Below are 16572 nucleotides of genomic sequence, written 5' to 3'. Positions count from 1 at the left end.
ATCAGGACTAGCAGTAATTTTCAAATCACTACCTGAAATACTAAACGAAGTATTATCGGTATCACCAGTTCCACTTACTAAAGAATACGTAAACGAACTAGTATCTAAATCGGTTGAAGACAAAGTTCCGACAGTCGAGTTAGCTGCTACATTCTCATCAATGGCAGCAGCAGACAGCGTAATATCCGTTGGTGCTTCGTTTAAATCATTAATAGTGATAGTGAATGCTTTTTCGAAGGTTAAACTTCCTTGGTCAGTTGTACGAATACGAATGGAGTAAGATGATTTCGTTTCAAAATCAGGGCTAGTAGTAATTCTTAAATTTGAACCGCTGATATTAAATGAGGCATTGTCAGTACTTCCAGTACCTGCCACTAAAGAGTAAGTAAAAGTATTTCCGGAATCAGCATCAGTTGAAGACAAAGTTCCAACAGTTGAATTGGCCGCTACATTTTCATCGATAGCAGCAGCAGACAGCGCAATATCTGTTGGCGCTTCATTTACATCATTAATAGAAATAGTAAAGGCTTTTTCGAAAGTAGAAGTACCATCGAAAGTGCTTACACGAACCGAGTAAGAAGATTTAGTTTCAAAATCAGGACTAGCAGTAATTTTCAAATCACTACCTGAAATGCTAAAGGCAGCATTATCAGTGTCTCCAGTTCCAGCGACAAGAGCATACGTAAACGAACTAGTATCTACATCGGTTGTAGAAAGTGCTCCGACAGTGGAATTGGCCGCTACATTTTCATCAATTGCAGCAGCAGACAACGTTATATCCGTTGGCGCTTGATTTATATCACTCAAATCATTAATAGTGATAGTGAATGCTTTTTCGAAAGTTAAACTTCCTTGGTCCGTTGTACGAATACGAATGGAATAAGATGATTTGGTTTCAAAATCAGGACTAGCAGTAATTCTTAAATTCGAACCGCTAATATTAAATGAAGCATTATCCGTGCTTCCGGTTCCAGCCACTAAAGTATAAGTAAAGGTATTTCCGGAATCAGCATCGGTTGAAGACAAAGTTCCAACAGTTGAATTGGCCGCTACATTTTCATCGATAGCAGCAGCAGACAGCGCAATATCTGTTGGCGTTTCATTCACATCATTAATAGTGATAGTGAAGGTTTTTTCGAAAAACAAGCCTCCTTGGTCGGTAGTTCTTATTCGAACAGCATACGAAGATTTTGTTTCAAAATCAGGGCTAGCAGTAATTCTTAAATTTGAACCGCTAATATTGAATGAAGCATTGTCAGTACTTCCTGCTCCAGCCACTAAAGTATAAGTAAAAGTATTTCCTGAATCTACATCAGTTGAAGAGAAGCTACCTACAGTTGAGTTAGCCGCAACATTTTCATTGATTGCTGATGTGGTAAGCGCAATATCTGTTGGTGCTTCATTCACATTATTGATGGTAATGGTAAAGGCTTTTTCGAAAAACAAGCCTCCTTGGTCCGTTGTACGAATACGAATGGAGTAAGATGATTTCGTTTCAAAATCAGGGCTAGTAGTAATTCTTAAATTCGAACCGCTGATATTAAATGAAGCATTATCAGTACTTCCAGTACCTGCCACTAAAGAGTATGTAAAAGTATTTCCTGAATCAGCATCGGTAGAAGACAAGCTACCTACAGTTGAATTAGCCGCTACATTTTCATTGATAGCAGCAGCAGACAGCGAAATATCCGTTGGTGCTTCATTGATATCATTGATGGTAATAGTAAAAGCTTTTTCGAAAGTCAATCCTCCTTGGTCAGTGGTTCTAATTCGAACAGCATACGAAGATTTGGTTTCAAAATCAGGGCTAGCAGTAATTTTCAAATCAGAACCTGAAATGCTAAACGCGGCATTATCGGTATCTCCAGTTCCAGCCACTAAAGTGTAAGTAAAGGTATTTCCGGAATTAGCATCTGTAGAAGACAAAGTTCCAACAGTTGAATTGGCCGCTACATTTTCATTGATAGCATTAGTAGACAGCGCAATATCCGTTGGTGCAGTATTGAGACCAGTTATAGTGAAAATTGGATTAGTACCAGAAAAGTTTGTACCGCTTGGGCTTATATCGTAAGTTGTAGTTTCGCTTCTAGTCCAGTTATTCTTGTTACAAATTGCAGCAAGTATGCTTGCTTTTGTATCAGATTCTGTTCCTATATAAACATTGTTGTCTGCGTGAAAACCAACCCCGCTATTGATTGCTGGGTCAACTGTTAATGCTATGGCATTGGTTCCTAAGGTTAAACTTGGTGGTAGATAAGTGACACCATTACTGCTTAGATTACCGCTTCCACTTGGAACAAATTCACCCGGAGTTACTGTAAAAGTGTTTATAGTTCTAGGAGAACCATTTCCCCAAAGAAAAATAAAAGTACTTACATCGGTTACACTACTGCCCTGATAGATAAACCAGTTGTCACCTCCTTGACTTGAAGGAGTACCGGTAGGTGTTGACCAGCCAGTAACAGAAACGGTGCCGGGTAAGCCACTGACCGTATTTCCTCCTTGTGCAATACTAATCTTATATACAGTTCCTGCAGGAATAGCAACGTTGGTTGTCCATAAAATTGCTCCTTCTGATGTCAAAGCATTACCTGTAGAAGCTTGAACATTGGTCAATTTATTTGGTGTGCTTTCATTGTACCAATAATCACTAATGTAAATTTGGGTATTTGCTGCAATAGGAACAAGGGTCACTATGGTAAGTTCATAGTTAGGAGAAGTATCATAGTTTACTCCTATAATAGCAATATCACCAGCAGATAAAGTAGTTTGGGACTGTAATGAAGCAAAAAAACTCAGCAAAAAGCCAAGTAATAGTATTTTTTTTCTCATAATTATATGGTTTTAAATTATATGAAAAAAAAATGGACTATGGTAAGTAGTCCATTTTAATTTTTTGTTATGGTCTAGAAGGGTAAATTCCTTCATAACAAATGATATATTGCATAGCAACAAAAGGCGGAACGGTAGGTACTGGTAATGGACCAGACCCCCAAGGGGTGAGTTGTAAACCACTGGGATCAAAATTCAAATTATTATTCACTGTTGAACTAATTCCTGCTAAATTTTGACTAGGTGCGGCATTAGTGTACAAATTAGGGTCACTAGCGCCATTGGTATCAACAGCTTTACCTAATACGTTATTAGTAGCTGAAGGTGATGGATCAGCTCCAGGACTTGTACTAGCTTGTAATACAGTATTTACAGAAAGAGTACCTGTTAAATTGGATCCTTGACCTTTTACAATACTATGGGTATGAGGAGGCATGTTTGCTGATGTAATTGTAAATGACTGTGTGCCACCTGTTTGTCCAAGGGAATAACTACCTCCAGGATGTGCACCGCCAATGTTAGTGCATTGGGTAGGGAAAGCACCGCGTAAATCAGGCAATTTAAAAGTACTTACGCCATCTCCACCATAGGTGGTTCCCAAAAGGCTAAATAATGCGGTATTTTGACTAATTGACAATGTTTGTCCCTCGCAAGTATAGTAGCCTCTTGGAGCAAAATTACCTGCAAAAAGTTTGATAGTTCCCATTAATTCTTCGTCCATAATAGTATAATTTTAGGTTTATAATTATTTAAAAATGTAGAAATTGAGGTATTTTTTAATTGTCTGATATAAAGGTAGTTAAAATATGTTAAAAAAAATAGTTTTTGTTATGATATTGATTTTTAATGGTATAAGGCGGGAATAAAGAAGCATGAAAAAGGACTTTTTATTGGCTAGTTTTTTTAAAATAAGATAACCAAGTATCTTTGTTGTTCAATACTAAAGTATGCATCACCATTTCCTTCTTCACAAACCCTACGGCTACCTCAGTCAGTTTATCTATGAACTTAAACGAAAAAAACGTTTGTTGGGGGAACTCTATGATTTCCCTGAAGGAACAATGGCGATAGGCCGTTTAGATGAAGACTCAGAAGGGTTATTACTCTTGACCACCGATGGGAAAGTTAGTGAGCAAATTAGAAGCAAGAAAGTTGAAAAGGAATACTTCGTGCAAGTTGATGGTGTAATCACTCCCGAAGCCATCGAGCAAATAAAAAAAGGAGTTGAAATTGGTTTCAACGGAACCAAATACGTAACCAAGCCTTGCGAAGCTTTTATCTTGAATGAAGTCCCTAATTTTGGTCCACGCGGCAAGAAAATTAGAGATGAACGCCACGGTCCCACTTCATGGGCTTCGATTATAGTAAATGAAGGCAAATTTCGTCAAGTACGCAAAATGACTGCCGCTGTTGGTTTTCCCACCTTGCGATTGGTTCGCGTTCGAATTGGAAATGTACATTTGAATAATTTACAAGCCGGAGAAGTACGTGAAGTAAAGAATTTTGAAATTGCTATTCCTGAATCCCAAAACCCAAAACCCAAAACCCAAAACCCAAAACCCAAATATGTTAAACATTGTACTCGTTGAACCCGAAATCCCTAATAATACTGGTAACATTGGCCGCTTATGTGTTGGCACAGAAAGCCGTCTGCATTTAATTCACCCGTTTGGTTTTGTGATTAATGACAAAAACCTCAAACGTTCTGGACTGGATTATTGGGTGCATCTGGATGTGACCGAATACCAAAATGTAGCCGAATGGATGAAAGTAGTACCTGATACTTCAAGAGTTTTTTTAATGAGTTCGCACGCGGAGCATTCCTATTTGAATATCGAATTTCAAGACGAAGATTGGTTGGTTTTTGGTAAAGAAAGTGTGGGTTTGAGTCAAGAAGTATTGGATTTGTTCGCCAAAGAAAATCAATTAAAAATCCCTATGTCGCCTCTGATTCGCAGTTTTAATATTGCCAATTCTGTTGCCTTTGTTGTTGGTGAAGCTAGAAGACAACTTTCATTGGGCAAAAAATAGTTGGCAGTTTACAGTTGTTAGTGTTCAGTTTTTATGAGCTGTTACTATTTGTGCTCCTTGAGTAAACCTTACTGAACTTTACGTTTAAACTTTTTGCACCAAGGATTCAAAACTAACCTTCTATGTCTTTATTTGCCTTATATGGTTCAAAATAGACAGTTAATTCAAAAAACTGTTCTGACTTATATGTTTGTATTTTTTTTTTGCGCCCCTTGCGTAATCCCTTTGCGAACTTATCGGTTAATTTTTTACCACGGATTACACGGATAAAACGGATTTATAGCAAATTTAATTGTTAGTGTGCTTTGTGTCTTCTTTGTGAATCTTTGTGTTTGAATTTTTTAGCTACAGGTTTTAAAACCAGACTTATATGTCCTTATTTGCCTTATATGGTTAAAAATAAACAGTCAATTCATAAAACTGTTCTGATATCTATGTTTGTATTTTTTTTTGCGCCCCTTGCGTAAATCTTTGCGTTCTTAGCGGTTAAATTTTAGACACAGATTTTAATTATCCTTTTTTGGGTTAGGGGGCTTAACCCGTAATCACAAACTTTCCTTTTTCATTATCAAAAACAATATGCTCATCTTTAAAAAGCGTATTGAAATTTCCTTTTGTAATCAAATTACAAGGTTCATCTTGCACAACGGTTTCTGGCGTCATAATAATCATTTCGTCACTCAATTGAATCGCCATATCGATATCGTGAGTAGAGAAAAGAATACATTTTCCCGTTTCGTGGGTAAGTTTTTTGAGTAATTTCAATAACGAAACTTTGTGTAACAAATCCAAGTGCGTAGTAGGCTCATCCAAAATAATCAAAGGCGTATCCTGAGCTAAGGCGCGTGCAATGAGTACTTTTTGCAATTGCCCATCACTAATTTGATAATGTTTTTTATCGGCCAAATGACTGATTTGAGTAAGCGTCAAGGCTTTTTCAACCTGAGTTTTATCTTCCTCGGTCAAGGTGCCAATCCAATTTGTATAAGGCTGACGTCCTAACGCTACTAATTCATATACGGTTAAATTACTGGGAGGTAATTTCTCGGTCAATACCAAACTCATTTCTTGTGACAAAGCTGATGCACTGTAGGTTGCTATATTTTTACCATGCAACAAAACATCACCCGCAAGAGGCTTTTGAATTCCAGTAATGGTTTTTAAAAGTGTCGATTTTCCAATCCCATTCGCACCAATCAAAGCCGTTAGTTTTCCTTTTTTAAGCGCAATGGAAACATCTTTAGCAACAAGAGTGCTTGCTTTTTTGTTCTGATAACCAATGCTTATCGACTCGGTTTGAAGGATGATAGTGTGTTCCATTAGCCCATCATTTTTTGTTTTCTAACCAATAACCAAATCACCACAGGAGCCCCTAAGATAGAAGTCACCGCATTGATAGGTAGACTCACTTCAGTACCGGGTACATGGGTAAATATATCGCAAACCAACATAATGCCAGCTCCAAAAAGAAGTGTGCTCCAAAACAACACACGATGATTACTAGTTTGGAAAGTCAATTTGGCGATATGCGGAACGGCTAATCCAACAAAAGCAATCGGACCTGCAAAAGCGGTAATGCTTCCGGCTAGTATACTAGTTGCAAAAATGATAATTAATCGCGCTCTGTTGTAGTTCAGTCCCATACTCTTGGCGTAGTTTTCACCCAAAAGCAAAGCATTAAGAGGTTTGATGCTAAAGGCACTCAGAACCAGCCCAATTCCCACGCAAAGACTCAAAATCCACACCGATTCCCAAGATAAATTCCCTAAATTTCCCAAGGACCAAAAGGTGAATTTTTGCAATTGCTCTGCCGAACTAAAATAGGTGAGTGTCCCAACAATGGCCGAGGTTAAGCTGCCAAACATTAGACCAATTATGAGTATCGCCATAGTATCACGTAAGCGTTGGGATACAATTAGTACGAGCAATAAAACGCTACTACTTCCAATAGTCGAAGCCAAAACAATACCGTAATTCGAAAGTAACAAAGGAATTAAAAAGGAAGGCATAAAACCAGCACCCAAAATCACAAAAGCCACACCCAAACTCGCACCAGAGCTCAATCCCAATACATAAGGACCAGCCATTGGATTTCTAAACAACGTTTGCATCAACAGTCCGCTCATCGATAAGCCCATACCAACCAATACAGCTGTAATCGCTTTGGGTAATCGATAATTCAAGATAATGTATTCCCAAGTGTCTTTGGAAGCGGTTTGCCCTAATAAACTTTTCAAAACTTCCTTTGCAGGAATAGCAATAGAGCCATAACAAATGTTGCCCACAAACAGCGCAAACAATCCTATACTTAAGATGATGAAAAGAATACTATGTTTATAGGAAGACCTCAATTTATTGTAATTTTTCAGCAAAGGTAAACGTATAATTCGGAAGTAATTCGGGATGGAAAATTTTGATATAATCTTTCAATACCAAATCGGGCCGACTTGCTGCCAATTCATAATAAACAGTACCGCCAGTGGCTCCGTGTTTGTTTTCAAAAGTATAGACGTTTTTGTTTTTCACAGCGTCAAATTGTTGGTAATGCGGATTGCTATTTTGCAATTCTGCTAAGTTTTTGAAGGAGCCCGTAGCAACCCAATAATCAGCCTTTTGCGCTTTTTCCAAAATCTTCTCAAAAGGCAACGATAAGCTTCCTGTTCCTTTGGTAGTGCTCCATAAATAATTAGATTTAGCATCTTTTAAAAACTGTGCCACCCAGCTGTCGCCTTTGGCCACAAACCATTGTTCTTGGTACATTGAGCCATACAATACCGTAGGATTTGCTTTTTTTTGAGCGACTAAGCTTAGGGTTTCGTTGTAACTTTTTACGATGTCATTAAATAAAACTTCGGCTTCTTTTTCTTTGCCAAACAAAGCGCCGTACAATTTAATCCATTCGGCTTTGCCTAGTGGCGTTTGTTCCATCCAATCGGCTTGAATGAGCACTTTTAAACCGCTTTTTTGTAAATTATCAATCTTGGAATTCGAATTATCAATGCCAAAAGCTACAATCAAATTAGGACTCAAATCAATCAATTGTTCGGTGTCTAATTTCTCATTCTGACCAATATTTTTAACCTTTCCAGCATCGATTAATTGTCGCGTTTTTGGTGACGAAATATAATCGGTATGCGGAAAACCAAGTAATTTTTGCTCCACACCCAACATTTCCAAAAACGGAATATTGGTGGTCGAGGTCACCACTATGCTTTGCAAAGGCACAGCAATGGTTGGGTATTTTTGTAAACTATCCGGAACGATACCGTTTTTTTCTTTCAAAATATAGGTGAAGTTCTGCTTCGCGTCAGGCCAAGCATTGCGAACCGTTACCACTGAAAATCCTTGGTTTTTCTGTATCGAAAGTCCAGAAGCATAACGAATACTATTGATGGCAGTGGTTTCCGAAAGAGGGGTAGTGTTACCTTTTTTCTCGCAAGCACTCAACGAGAGCAACAAGCTAATCAAGGCAATAAGAACAATTTTAGTCTTCATAATCAAATTTTGATAGGAGCAAATGTAACGCAAAAACTAAAATTTCTTGTTTATTTTTAACACTAAAAAATTCAACAAAGACTATCTTTGCTCTTTAATGAAGCCATAAATTAGCCCAAATGATGTACTTGATTACTGGAGGAGAACGTTCTGGAAAGAGCGGTTTTGCTGAAAAAATAGCCAAAGAAAAGTCGGATAACCCAATGTATGTTGCTACAGCGCGTCAGTGGGATGCCGATTTTAAAAGCCGCATCGACAGACACCAAAAAGACCGTGACGAACGTTGGGAAAACATAGAAAAAGAAAAGTTTCTGAGCGAGATAAATTTCCAAAACCGTGTGGCCGTCATCGATTGTGTGACCTTGTGGTTGACCAATTTTTTTGTAGATAACAACAACGACATCGATTTGTGTTTGGCACAAGCCAAGAAAGAAATCGATGCCCTCGCACAGCAACCCAACACCACCATCATCATCGTTTCGAACGAAATCGGGATGGGTTTGCACGCAGATACACACATCGGTCGAAAATTCACCGAGTTGCAAGGTTGGACCAATCAATACATCGCCCAAAAAGCCGATACCGTAGTTTTTATGGTAGCGGGAATCCCAATGGTAATCAAAGGCGAAGTTTAAAATAATACAGCTTTGGGCGTTTCCACAAGGGCCGGGCTGTCCGTTATATCTTTACTGCCGAACCCCGGCAGTAAAGGATGCCACTACCATCCCTAACGCAAAAAAAGACTATGACACTACAAGAAATCATACAATCCCGTCGCGATACCCGCCACTTCACCACCGATGAAGTGCCAGAAGACGTCTTGCAAAAAGCGTTACAAGCTGGACATTACGCACCTTCTGTTGGACTTACCGATGCCACACGATATTATATTATACGTTCCTCCGAAGTCAAAAAAGCCATCAAACTTTTGTTTGAAACTTATGATAAAAAAGCAGCCAATGCCACCGATAATGAGCAACAAAAGCAACAATACCAAGCCCTAAAACTTGAAGCCATCGAAGAAGCTCCTGTGGGATTGGTCATTGCTTACGACCGTTCGGTGCTTAATAGCTTTACCATCGGAACCGTGGGGAGCAACGAAGCGATTAAGTTTAGCGCGGTTTGTGCGGCACAAAACATTTGGTTATCCTTAACCGAACAAGGCTATTCTATGGGATGGGTGTCGATTCTAAACTATCACGAATTCAAATCCATTTTAGGATTACCCGAAAACATAGAGCCATTAGGCTATTTTTGCGTTGGCAAACCCGCCTCTAATTATGAGCATCAGCCGATGTTACAACAATTAGGATGGAAGAAAAAAGAGCCATTTCCCTCTATTACTTCGATTGATTCGGTACAATCAAAAGAAACTACAATTTCCTCCTTTGACGAAATGGTAACAGAACCCAACGTGCTTTTATCGAGCCAATTGCAACACAAAATCGATAACAAAACGAAACCCACGGGAGCTTTGGGTGATTTAGAAGCACTCGCTCACCAAATAGGGATGGTGTTTCAAACCACTTCGCCTCAAATTAAACAACCGCATTTGGTGGTTTTTGCTGCCGACCACGGTATTGCCAATCACGGCGTAAGTGCCTATCCACAAGAAGTAACCCGGCAAATGGTGACTAATTTTCTGGAGGGTGGAGCAGCAATTAATGTGTTTTGTAAACAAAACCAAATCGAATTGTCGATTGTAGACGCGGGAGTGAATTATGATTTTCCAACGAACACCAATTTGATTCACAATAAAATTGGCAAAGGCACGCAGTCGTTTTTACACACCGCTGCGATGAGCCCTTTAGAAGTAGCGACTTGTTTTTCGAAAGGCGCTGCTGTTGTGACTCAAATTGCGCAATCGGGCACAAATTGCATCGGGTTTGGAGAAATGGGGATTGGGAATACAGCGACCGCTTCGGTAGTAATGCATTTTTTGACCCAAATTCCCCTAGCGGATTGCATTGGAAAAGGAACGGGAGTTACAGCTGAAAAGCTACAAAACAAACATCAAATTTTAGCAACTGCAATTACCAATTATAAAGGCGCTACCGATTTAGACTCGGTTTTGGCCTATTTTGGAGGTTTCGAAATCCTGCAAATAGTTGGAGGAATGCTCGAAGCACATAAAAAAAAGATGTTGATTTTAGTCGACGGATTCATTGCGACAGTAGCCTTTTTGATTGCTTTTAAGAAGAACCCAGCGATTATGAGTAATGCTGTTTTTTGTCACGCCTCGGCTGAAAAAGGACACCAACAACTCTTGGAATATCTAGGAGCAAAAGCATTGTTGCACCTTCAATTGCGCTTGGGGGAAGGAACGGGTTGTGCTTTGGCTTTCCCTTTGGTGCAATCAGCAGTAGCTTTTTTGAATGAGATGGCTAGTTTTGAATCGGCTGGGGTGAATAACAAAAAGGAGTAAATGATTAGAACAAAATGATTTGTTACTATTCCTGCAAGGTTTCCAAAACCTTGTAGGTATTATCGAATTGATGCAAACACCTACAAGGTCAAAAAAAGACCTTGCAGGAGTTCGAAATAAATTGTGAATCAAATTATAGTTCCTGCAAGGTTTTCAAAACCTTGTAGGTATGATTGGAATAATAAAAACACCTACAAGGTCAAATAAAAGACCTTGCAGGAGCTCAAAAAATAGTGTATCACAAACTATTCATAATTGAATTGAGGTTATCTGTAAAGAATAGACTAAATAGAAATAAATGAAAAAACAATTCCACATCTTTTTTACCGCATTGATGTTCTACACCCGAATTCCGTGTCCTAAGAATATCGACCATAATCCGGAATATTTGAACAAAGCGTCTCGTTATTTTCCATTAATTGGTTGGATTGTGGGGGCAATCGCTTTTGGAGTGTATGCCGCGGCGTCTTGGTTGTGGAATGCGGAGATTGGGATGGTGCTTTCGATGATTGCGAGTGTGTTGGTTACAGGCGCTTTTCACGAAGATGGTTTTGCCGATGTCTGCGACGGATTTGGTGGCGGATGGACCAAAACTAAGATTTTGACCATTATGAAAGACAGCGCTATTGGCGCTTATGGTGCCATTGGTTTGGTATTGCTTTTTTTGCTGAAGTATACGAGTTTGGTTACTTTGGCTAAAAGTGAAGCACTATTCACTAATTACGCTTCACTCTTCACTCTTTTCTTGGTTTTCATAACCGGGCATTCTTTGAGTCGATTGGCGGCGATTTCGATTGTGTTTACTCACGAATATTCTCGGGAGGATGCTACGAGTAAAAGCAAACCCATTGCACAACACTATTCTTGGAAAGAAGTGGTAGGTGCGATATTTTTTGGGCTATTGCCTTTGCTGGTTTTGATGACGAATCACGGAATTATTGGGTTGGTGGTGTTGCCTGTTTTTTTGGCGCGTTATTTTTTAGCGCGTTATTTCCAGAAATGGATTGACGGTTACACTGGCGATTGTTTGGGAGCAACACAACAAGTGTGTGAAGTTATTTTTCACTTAAGTTTACTAGCGATATGGAAATTTATTTAGTGCGCCACACAGAAACGGTTTGTGAAAAAGGCATTTGTTATGGCCAAAGCGATGTGGGTATTCGAGCCCCTTATGAAGCGGTATTTCAAGAGATTTTGGAGCAATTGCCAGAGCAAGGTATTTTGTATACCAGTCCGCTGCAACGCTGTTCGATTTTGGCGCAGCATATTCAGCAAATAAAAGGAATTCCTATAGTTGCCCAAGAACCTCGACTGAAAGAAATGCATTTTGGGGATTGGGAATTGCAGGCTTGGAATGCCATTCCGAGAAGTGTTTTGGACCCTTGGATGAATGATTTTGTGAATGTTGCTGTGCCCAATGGCGAATCGTTTATTGATTTGGACCAAAGGGTTTGGGAATTTTTGGAGGAGGAATTAGAGAAACCCAATAAAAAACCGCTGATTTTAGTCACGCATTCTGGAGTGATTCGAAGTGTTTTGTGTAGAATAAATAAGATCCCTTTACAGGAGGCTTTTGCTACACCCTTAGATTATGGAGTGGTGGTGAAAGTAGAGTATACTCGTTAAGCAGGGTTTGCGTGAGGGATGGCAGTGGAGCTCTCCCGATTTTTTCTATCGGGAAGCGGGAACGTACAGCCCGACCCGACTACTGAGCCTGTCGAAGTATCAGGAGGGGCACGCCCAAATAGTGAGTATTGTATTTTATGTTATTGTATTGCAGTGATTTATGATTTTTTTTACTTGTTTTTTGAATTTTAGTTTTAGTATTCCATTTTTTTAAGGCTATATTTGCATCCGAATTAAGGTTGCGTTTTACTTTTTTTAGAAAACGCATTAAAAGGGAATTAGGTTAAAAACCTAAGCTGTACCCGCAACTGTAAGCTATCAAGCTTGTTGTTATCTACAAAGCCACTGTTTTTAAAGTGGGAAATTAGAAATTAGAAACAGAAGTATAACTTCTAATCGCTAACCTCTAAATTCTACCTTGGAATGGGAAGGTCAACAACAAGACGCAAGCCAGGAGACCTGCCTTTTTTCTTAACCAATAACGAACTTTCGGGAAAAAAGGTTCAGGAAATTATGGCACATTTTAAATCTTTTCTTTGTTTTTGCTTGCTGGCAAGTCAACTGACTATTGCGCAGAATGATTCGATTACTCGCTTGAAAGAGGTCGTCATTGCTGATGCGAAGCTGCGCAAATTTTCTAGTTCTCAAACGATTCTTAGTTTGAATGATTCTATTTTGTCTAAAAATAGTGCGTTGTTGACCAATTTACTCAATTATAATTCGGTTTTATACTTTAAAGAATACGGTCGTGGTATGCTTTCGACGGTGGCTTTTAGGGGAACAACTGCGTCCCAAACTGCAGTGATTTGGAACGGAATCAACATCAATTCTCAGATGAATGGGAGTACCGATTTTAATACAATTTCAGGAACGGATTATAATTCGATTGCTATCAAAGGAGGCGGAGGAAGTGTGATTTATGGCAGTGGCGCTATTGGTGGCACGGTGCATTTGAACAATGACTTGCGATTTGAGCGTTCTTTTTCAAACCAATTGCGATTGGATTATGGAAGTTTCAATACGCAGGGTATGCATTATAACAGTCAATTTTCAAATACAAAATGGTCGGCTCAAATTGGTTTTTCAAGAAACTATTCTGATAACGATTACGATTATCCTGGTCGTTTTGATTGGAAAGGCAATCAGCGTTTCAATGAAAACGGGGAGTATGAAGTGATTGGGTTTAATGCAGCAATTGGTTTTAAAATTTCGGACAAACAACTACTGAAGGCATACAGTCAGTCTTCGAATACCGATAGGAATATTTCTTTGCTTTCGCCCTCGGAGTCTAGAACGAAATACAAGAATGATTTTAGTAGAAATTTGTTGGAATACAATGGTGTTTTTGACCAATGGACGATGAATGGTAAGATGGCTTACCTCACGGAAGGATATCAGTATTATCCGAATAAGTCCCTACAACAATACAGTTTTGGGGATACCAAGACTTGGATTACCAAAGCGGATGTCAGTTTTCAGGCGACGCCCTCATTTTTGGTAAACACAATTTTAGAATACAATGCAACCCGAGGTGAAGGCTCTGGTTTTGGATACCACGAAAGACAGATTGGTGCTGCATCAGTGTTGTTCAAATATGAGATGGATTCAAAATGGCAAAATGAATTGGGGATTCGTAAGGAGTTTACCAATAATTATAAATCGCCTGTTCTTTTTTCGGCTGGAAGTGCTTTGCGTATCGCACCTTGGTACCAATTGAAAGTCAACGTTTCTCATAATTTCCGAATTCCTACCTACAATGATTTGTATTGGGAAGAAGGCGGGAACCCCAATTTAAAACCCGAAAGTGCGTACCAAGGCGAACTGGCCAATGTCTTTATGTATAAAAATATCAGCTTAACGCAAACGGTCTATTACAATAAAATTAAAGATTTGTTGCGTTGGGTTCCCGGAAATAATGGGATTTGGTCTCCTCAAAATACAGACCGCGTAGCCACTTATGGAATAGAAACGATATTGGCTTGGAAAAAACAATTTGGAAAAAGTATATGGCAAATCAATGGGACGTATGCGTATACTATTTCTAAAAATGAGGAAACCCAAAAGCAATTGTTTTTTGTGCCTTATCACAAAGCTACCGCTGCTTTGGCATACAGTTATAAAAAATGGAGCACCAATTATCAATTTCTGTATAATGGTTTTGTTTATACCCAATCTGATAACGACCCTAGTGCTATCATTCCTTCGTATTGGGTTTCTAACTTAGGGGTGGACTATGAATTTTTTAAGCGTAATCCAATAAAGATAGGCGCTCAAGTGCTTAATCTTTGGAATGAAAAATATGAAAGTCTGGAAAACAGAATGATGCCCGGACGCAATTTTAATTTGTATCTAATCTTTAAATTTTAATATAATGAAGTTAACTAGAGTTTTATTAGTAGCCTTTACTTTCGCCTTTTTGGCGTCTTGTACTAACGACGACAATGAGAATGTTTCCAAAGGGAATTATGATAATGGAGTATTCATTCTAAATGAGGGAAATTCTTCTGGAGGTTCGGTATCCTTTTTAGGAGAGGATTTGACTACTTTTAAACAAAATGTATATAAAGCAGAAAACCCTGATGATTTTTTTGGAGTATATGTGCAAAATATATTTTTTGATGGCGATAAGGCGTATGTGATTGCTGGAGGGTCTAACGTGATTAATGTGGTGAATCGTTATTCTTTTAAGCTTATTACAAAAATTGAAACAGGTTTTGTGAATCCAAGATACGGAGTAGTTAGAAATGGAAAAGCATATGTAACCAATGCTAATGAATATGGAGGAACATCAGGTAATACAGATGATTTCGTAGCTGTTATTGATTTAGCAACTAACAAAGTGGAATCTAAAATTAACTTGAATGCAACAGCCAATCGTATTGTTTTAGAGGGTGACAAGTTGTACATCACAGAGCCTAATAATAGTGATAAAGTGTTGGTAGTAAATACAGTAACTAAGGCTTTAGAAACACCAATAACCGTTGGGTCAAGCGCCAATACAATGGAAGTGAAAAACGGTATTTTGTATGTGTTAGCGGCTCCTTACGGAAGTGCAAGCAAAATTGTAAAAGTGAAATTATCGGATAAATCGGTTACCGAAGTGGTGTTTCCAACGACTTTGACAGATGCAGGAAATTTGGATATTTATGGTTCTAAAATCTATTTCACTAAAGATACTGGAGTGTATAGTATGGATATCACGGCAACACAACCTTCAGACAAACCTATTTTTAACTACTCATCGACTTCTCAATATGGAGTGATGTATGGTTTTGCGGTAGAGAATGATAAAATTTACATTGCCGATGGAGGAGACTTCGCTTCGAATAGTAAGGCTTATGTATATTCTTTAACTGGTGCTTTGCAAAAAGAAGTAACAGTAGGAGTGGGACCTAACGGATTCTATTTTAATAACTAAAAGAAGTAGCTTAAAACTATAAAGGCGTTTTCGAAATGAAAACGCCTTTTTTTGTTTGGAATAGTTGTTGTTTTTATTTTAGTTCTGACACAAAATCTAAAATGGCATTAGCAATCTTAGTTTGTTCTACTTTATCGGTCAGGGTGCGTTTGTCATTTTCATTAGTTAAATATCCTAATTCAATCAAAACACCTGGAACGGTTGCTTTTTTTAGTACCATAAAAGGGGCATTTTTAATCATAGTATTACCTTTTAAAGCGGTTTGCTGTGTCAATTTTGCATTAAGTTGTGTCGCAATTTCTTTAGATTGTTCTGCCGTTGCAGGATTTTGTTCGTTGATGAAAAATTCCAGACCAGATTTTTGATCGGTAGCGTTAGCATTAACATGCAACGAAATGAATAAATCAGGTTGTATGCTATTGATAAGGGCTGCACGAGAAGGCAACTCCACGAATTCATCCTCATTTCTAGTAAAATGTAAAACAATAGCTTTATTGGTATTCTGAACTTTGATTTTATTAGCAATTTGGGAAACGATTTCTTTCTCGATGGCTGCTTCGTTTGTTGCGCCAAAATCATGTCCGCCGTGTCCAGCATCTATCACCACGTGTATGGTTTTGGAAGGTTTCAATGCAGGCGAAATAAATGCTAAAGAAGCACAAGCTAAGAATAGGATACCAATTTTAGAATACAATTTCATACTATAAATGTTTAAAAAGTTACTAATAAAGTTTTAAAAAGCATT

Annotated in this window: 14 protein-coding genes and 1 riboswitch; of the genes, 8 read left to right on the top strand and 6 right to left on the bottom strand. The window is 38.5% G+C overall.

From position 1 onward, the window contains the following. A partial coding sequence (locus ACSVH9_RS14905) for a beta strand repeat-containing protein (protein ID WP_438064399.1) occupies window positions 1–2832 on the bottom strand: 2832 nt, incomplete at its 3' end. Window positions 2833–2899: 67 nt separating this feature from the next. Next, a complete protein-coding gene (locus ACSVH9_RS14900) occupies window positions 2900–3553 on the bottom strand; it encodes a phage tail protein (RefSeq protein ID WP_438064398.1) in 654 nt (217 codons plus the stop codon). 226 nt (window positions 3554–3779) lie between these two features. Between ACSVH9_RS14900 and ACSVH9_RS14895 the strand changes: the two genes are divergently transcribed. Further along, the gene (locus ACSVH9_RS14895; RefSeq protein WP_438064397.1) at window positions 3780–4421 is read left to right on the top strand and encodes a pseudouridine synthase; all 642 of its coding nucleotides are present in this window, start codon (window positions 3780–3782) and stop codon (window positions 4419–4421) included. After that, window positions 4399–4863, top strand: coding sequence for a tRNA (cytidine(34)-2'-O)-methyltransferase (locus ACSVH9_RS14890; protein ID WP_438064396.1), 465 nt, complete (start codon window positions 4399–4401; stop codon window positions 4861–4863). The genes ACSVH9_RS14895 and ACSVH9_RS14890 overlap by 23 nt, the downstream gene beginning before the upstream one ends. A 534-nt stretch (window positions 4864–5397) precedes the next feature. On the opposite strand, the gene ACSVH9_RS14885 is transcribed toward ACSVH9_RS14890, so the two are convergent. Genes ACSVH9_RS14885 through ACSVH9_RS14875 form a run of 3 tightly spaced genes read right to left on the bottom strand, consistent with a single transcriptional unit; the run spans window position 5398 to window position 8358 of the window. Next, window positions 5398–6183: an ABC transporter ATP-binding protein gene (locus tag ACSVH9_RS14885; RefSeq protein WP_438064395.1), complete on the bottom strand. Its 786-nt coding sequence runs from the start codon at window positions 6181–6183 to the stop codon at window positions 5398–5400. After that, window positions 6183–7214, bottom strand: a complete 1032-nt coding sequence (locus ACSVH9_RS14880) for a FecCD family ABC transporter permease (protein WP_438064394.1) — start codon at window positions 7212–7214, stop codon at window positions 6183–6185. Before ACSVH9_RS14880 ends, ACSVH9_RS14885 begins: the two co-directional genes overlap by 1 nt. A gap of 1 nt (window position 7215) precedes the next feature. Further along, complete coding sequence (locus ACSVH9_RS14875) at window positions 7216–8358, bottom strand: ABC transporter substrate-binding protein (RefSeq protein WP_438064393.1); 1143 nt, start codon at window positions 8356–8358, stop codon at window positions 7216–7218. A 119-nt stretch (window positions 8359–8477) separates the two neighbouring features. On the opposite strand from ACSVH9_RS14875, the gene ACSVH9_RS14870 reads away from it, so the two are divergent. The 6 genes from ACSVH9_RS14870 to ACSVH9_RS14845 all read left to right on the top strand — a co-directional run bounded on the left by ACSVH9_RS14870 (window position 8478) and on the right by ACSVH9_RS14845 (window position 15827). Further along, window positions 8478–8993 (top strand): bifunctional adenosylcobinamide kinase/adenosylcobinamide-phosphate guanylyltransferase, encoded by a 516-nt coding sequence (locus ACSVH9_RS14870; RefSeq protein ID WP_438064392.1) that lies wholly within the window; start codon window positions 8478–8480, stop codon window positions 8991–8993. Window positions 8994–9103: 110 nt separating this feature from the next. Then, window positions 9104–10783, top strand: a complete 1680-nt coding sequence (gene cobT, locus ACSVH9_RS14865; RefSeq protein WP_438064391.1) for a nicotinate-nucleotide--dimethylbenzimidazole phosphoribosyltransferase — start codon at window positions 9104–9106, stop codon at window positions 10781–10783. Between the two features lie 298 nt (window positions 10784–11081). Further along, entirely contained in the window at window positions 11082–11882 is an 801-nt protein-coding gene (locus ACSVH9_RS14860; RefSeq protein ID WP_438064390.1) for an adenosylcobinamide-GDP ribazoletransferase, read from the top strand. Then, the gene (cobC, locus tag ACSVH9_RS14855; RefSeq protein ID WP_438064389.1) at window positions 11867–12409 is read left to right on the top strand and encodes an alpha-ribazole phosphatase; all 543 of its coding nucleotides are present in this window, start codon (window positions 11867–11869) and stop codon (window positions 12407–12409) included. Before ACSVH9_RS14860 ends, cobC begins: the two co-directional genes overlap by 16 nt. Before the next feature lie 219 nt (window positions 12410–12628). Beyond that, a riboswitch (cobalamin riboswitch) is annotated at window positions 12629–12890 on the top strand. A 32-nt stretch (window positions 12891–12922) separates the two neighbouring features. Next, a complete protein-coding gene (locus ACSVH9_RS14850; protein WP_438064388.1) occupies window positions 12923–14776 on the top strand; it encodes a TonB-dependent receptor plug domain-containing protein in 1854 nt (617 codons plus the stop codon). A gap of 4 nt (window positions 14777–14780) precedes the next feature. Further along, window positions 14781–15827, top strand: coding sequence for a YncE family protein (locus ACSVH9_RS14845; protein ID WP_438064387.1), 1047 nt, complete (start codon window positions 14781–14783; stop codon window positions 15825–15827). 73 nt (window positions 15828–15900) lie between these two features. Here the strand turns inward: ACSVH9_RS14845 and ACSVH9_RS14840 are convergent, their stop codons facing one another. Further along, window positions 15901–16527 carry an N-acetylmuramoyl-L-alanine amidase family protein gene (locus ACSVH9_RS14840; protein ID WP_438064386.1) on the bottom strand — a complete coding sequence of 209 codons (627 nt, stop codon included), beginning with the start codon at window positions 16525–16527 and terminating at the stop codon, window positions 15901–15903. Window positions 16528–16572: the final 45 nt, after the last annotated feature.

It is taken from the genome of Flavobacterium sp. RSSB_23, assembly GCF_051547145.1.
Classification (GTDB): domain Bacteria; phylum Bacteroidota; class Bacteroidia; order Flavobacteriales; family Flavobacteriaceae; genus Flavobacterium.
Note: the sequence above shows the minus strand (reverse complement) of the source record. Positions and strands in the feature narration are given on the sequence as shown.

Coding starts and splice junctions, on each gene's coding strand:
- cobT (WP_438064391.1), top strand. CDS start 9,104: ATGACACTACAAGAAATCATACAATCCCGTCGCGATACCCGCCACTTC.
- ACSVH9_RS14860 (WP_438064390.1), top strand. CDS start 11,082: ATGAAAAAACAATTCCACATCTTTTTTACCGCATTGATGTTCTACACC.
- ACSVH9_RS14875 (WP_438064393.1), bottom strand. CDS start 8,358: ATGAAGACTAAAATTGTTCTTATTGCCTTGATTAGCTTGTTGCTCTCG.
- ACSVH9_RS14840 (WP_438064386.1), bottom strand. CDS start 16,527: ATGAAATTGTATTCTAAAATTGGTATCCTATTCTTAGCTTGTGCTTCT.
- ACSVH9_RS14845 (WP_438064387.1), top strand. CDS start 14,781: ATGAAGTTAACTAGAGTTTTATTAGTAGCCTTTACTTTCGCCTTTTTG.
- ACSVH9_RS14850 (WP_438064388.1), top strand. CDS start 12,923: ATGGCACATTTTAAATCTTTTCTTTGTTTTTGCTTGCTGGCAAGTCAA.
- ACSVH9_RS14895 (WP_438064397.1), top strand. CDS start 3,780: ATGCATCACCATTTCCTTCTTCACAAACCCTACGGCTACCTCAGTCAG.
- ACSVH9_RS14900 (WP_438064398.1), bottom strand. CDS start 3,553: ATGGACGAAGAATTAATGGGAACTATCAAACTTTTTGCAGGTAATTTT.
- ACSVH9_RS14870 (WP_438064392.1), top strand. CDS start 8,478: ATGATGTACTTGATTACTGGAGGAGAACGTTCTGGAAAGAGCGGTTTT.
- cobC (WP_438064389.1), top strand. CDS start 11,867: ATGGAAATTTATTTAGTGCGCCACACAGAAACGGTTTGTGAAAAAGGC.
- ACSVH9_RS14885 (WP_438064395.1), bottom strand. CDS start 6,183: ATGGAACACACTATCATCCTTCAAACCGAGTCGATAAGCATTGGTTAT.
- ACSVH9_RS14890 (WP_438064396.1), top strand. CDS start 4,399: ATGTTAAACATTGTACTCGTTGAACCCGAAATCCCTAATAATACTGGT.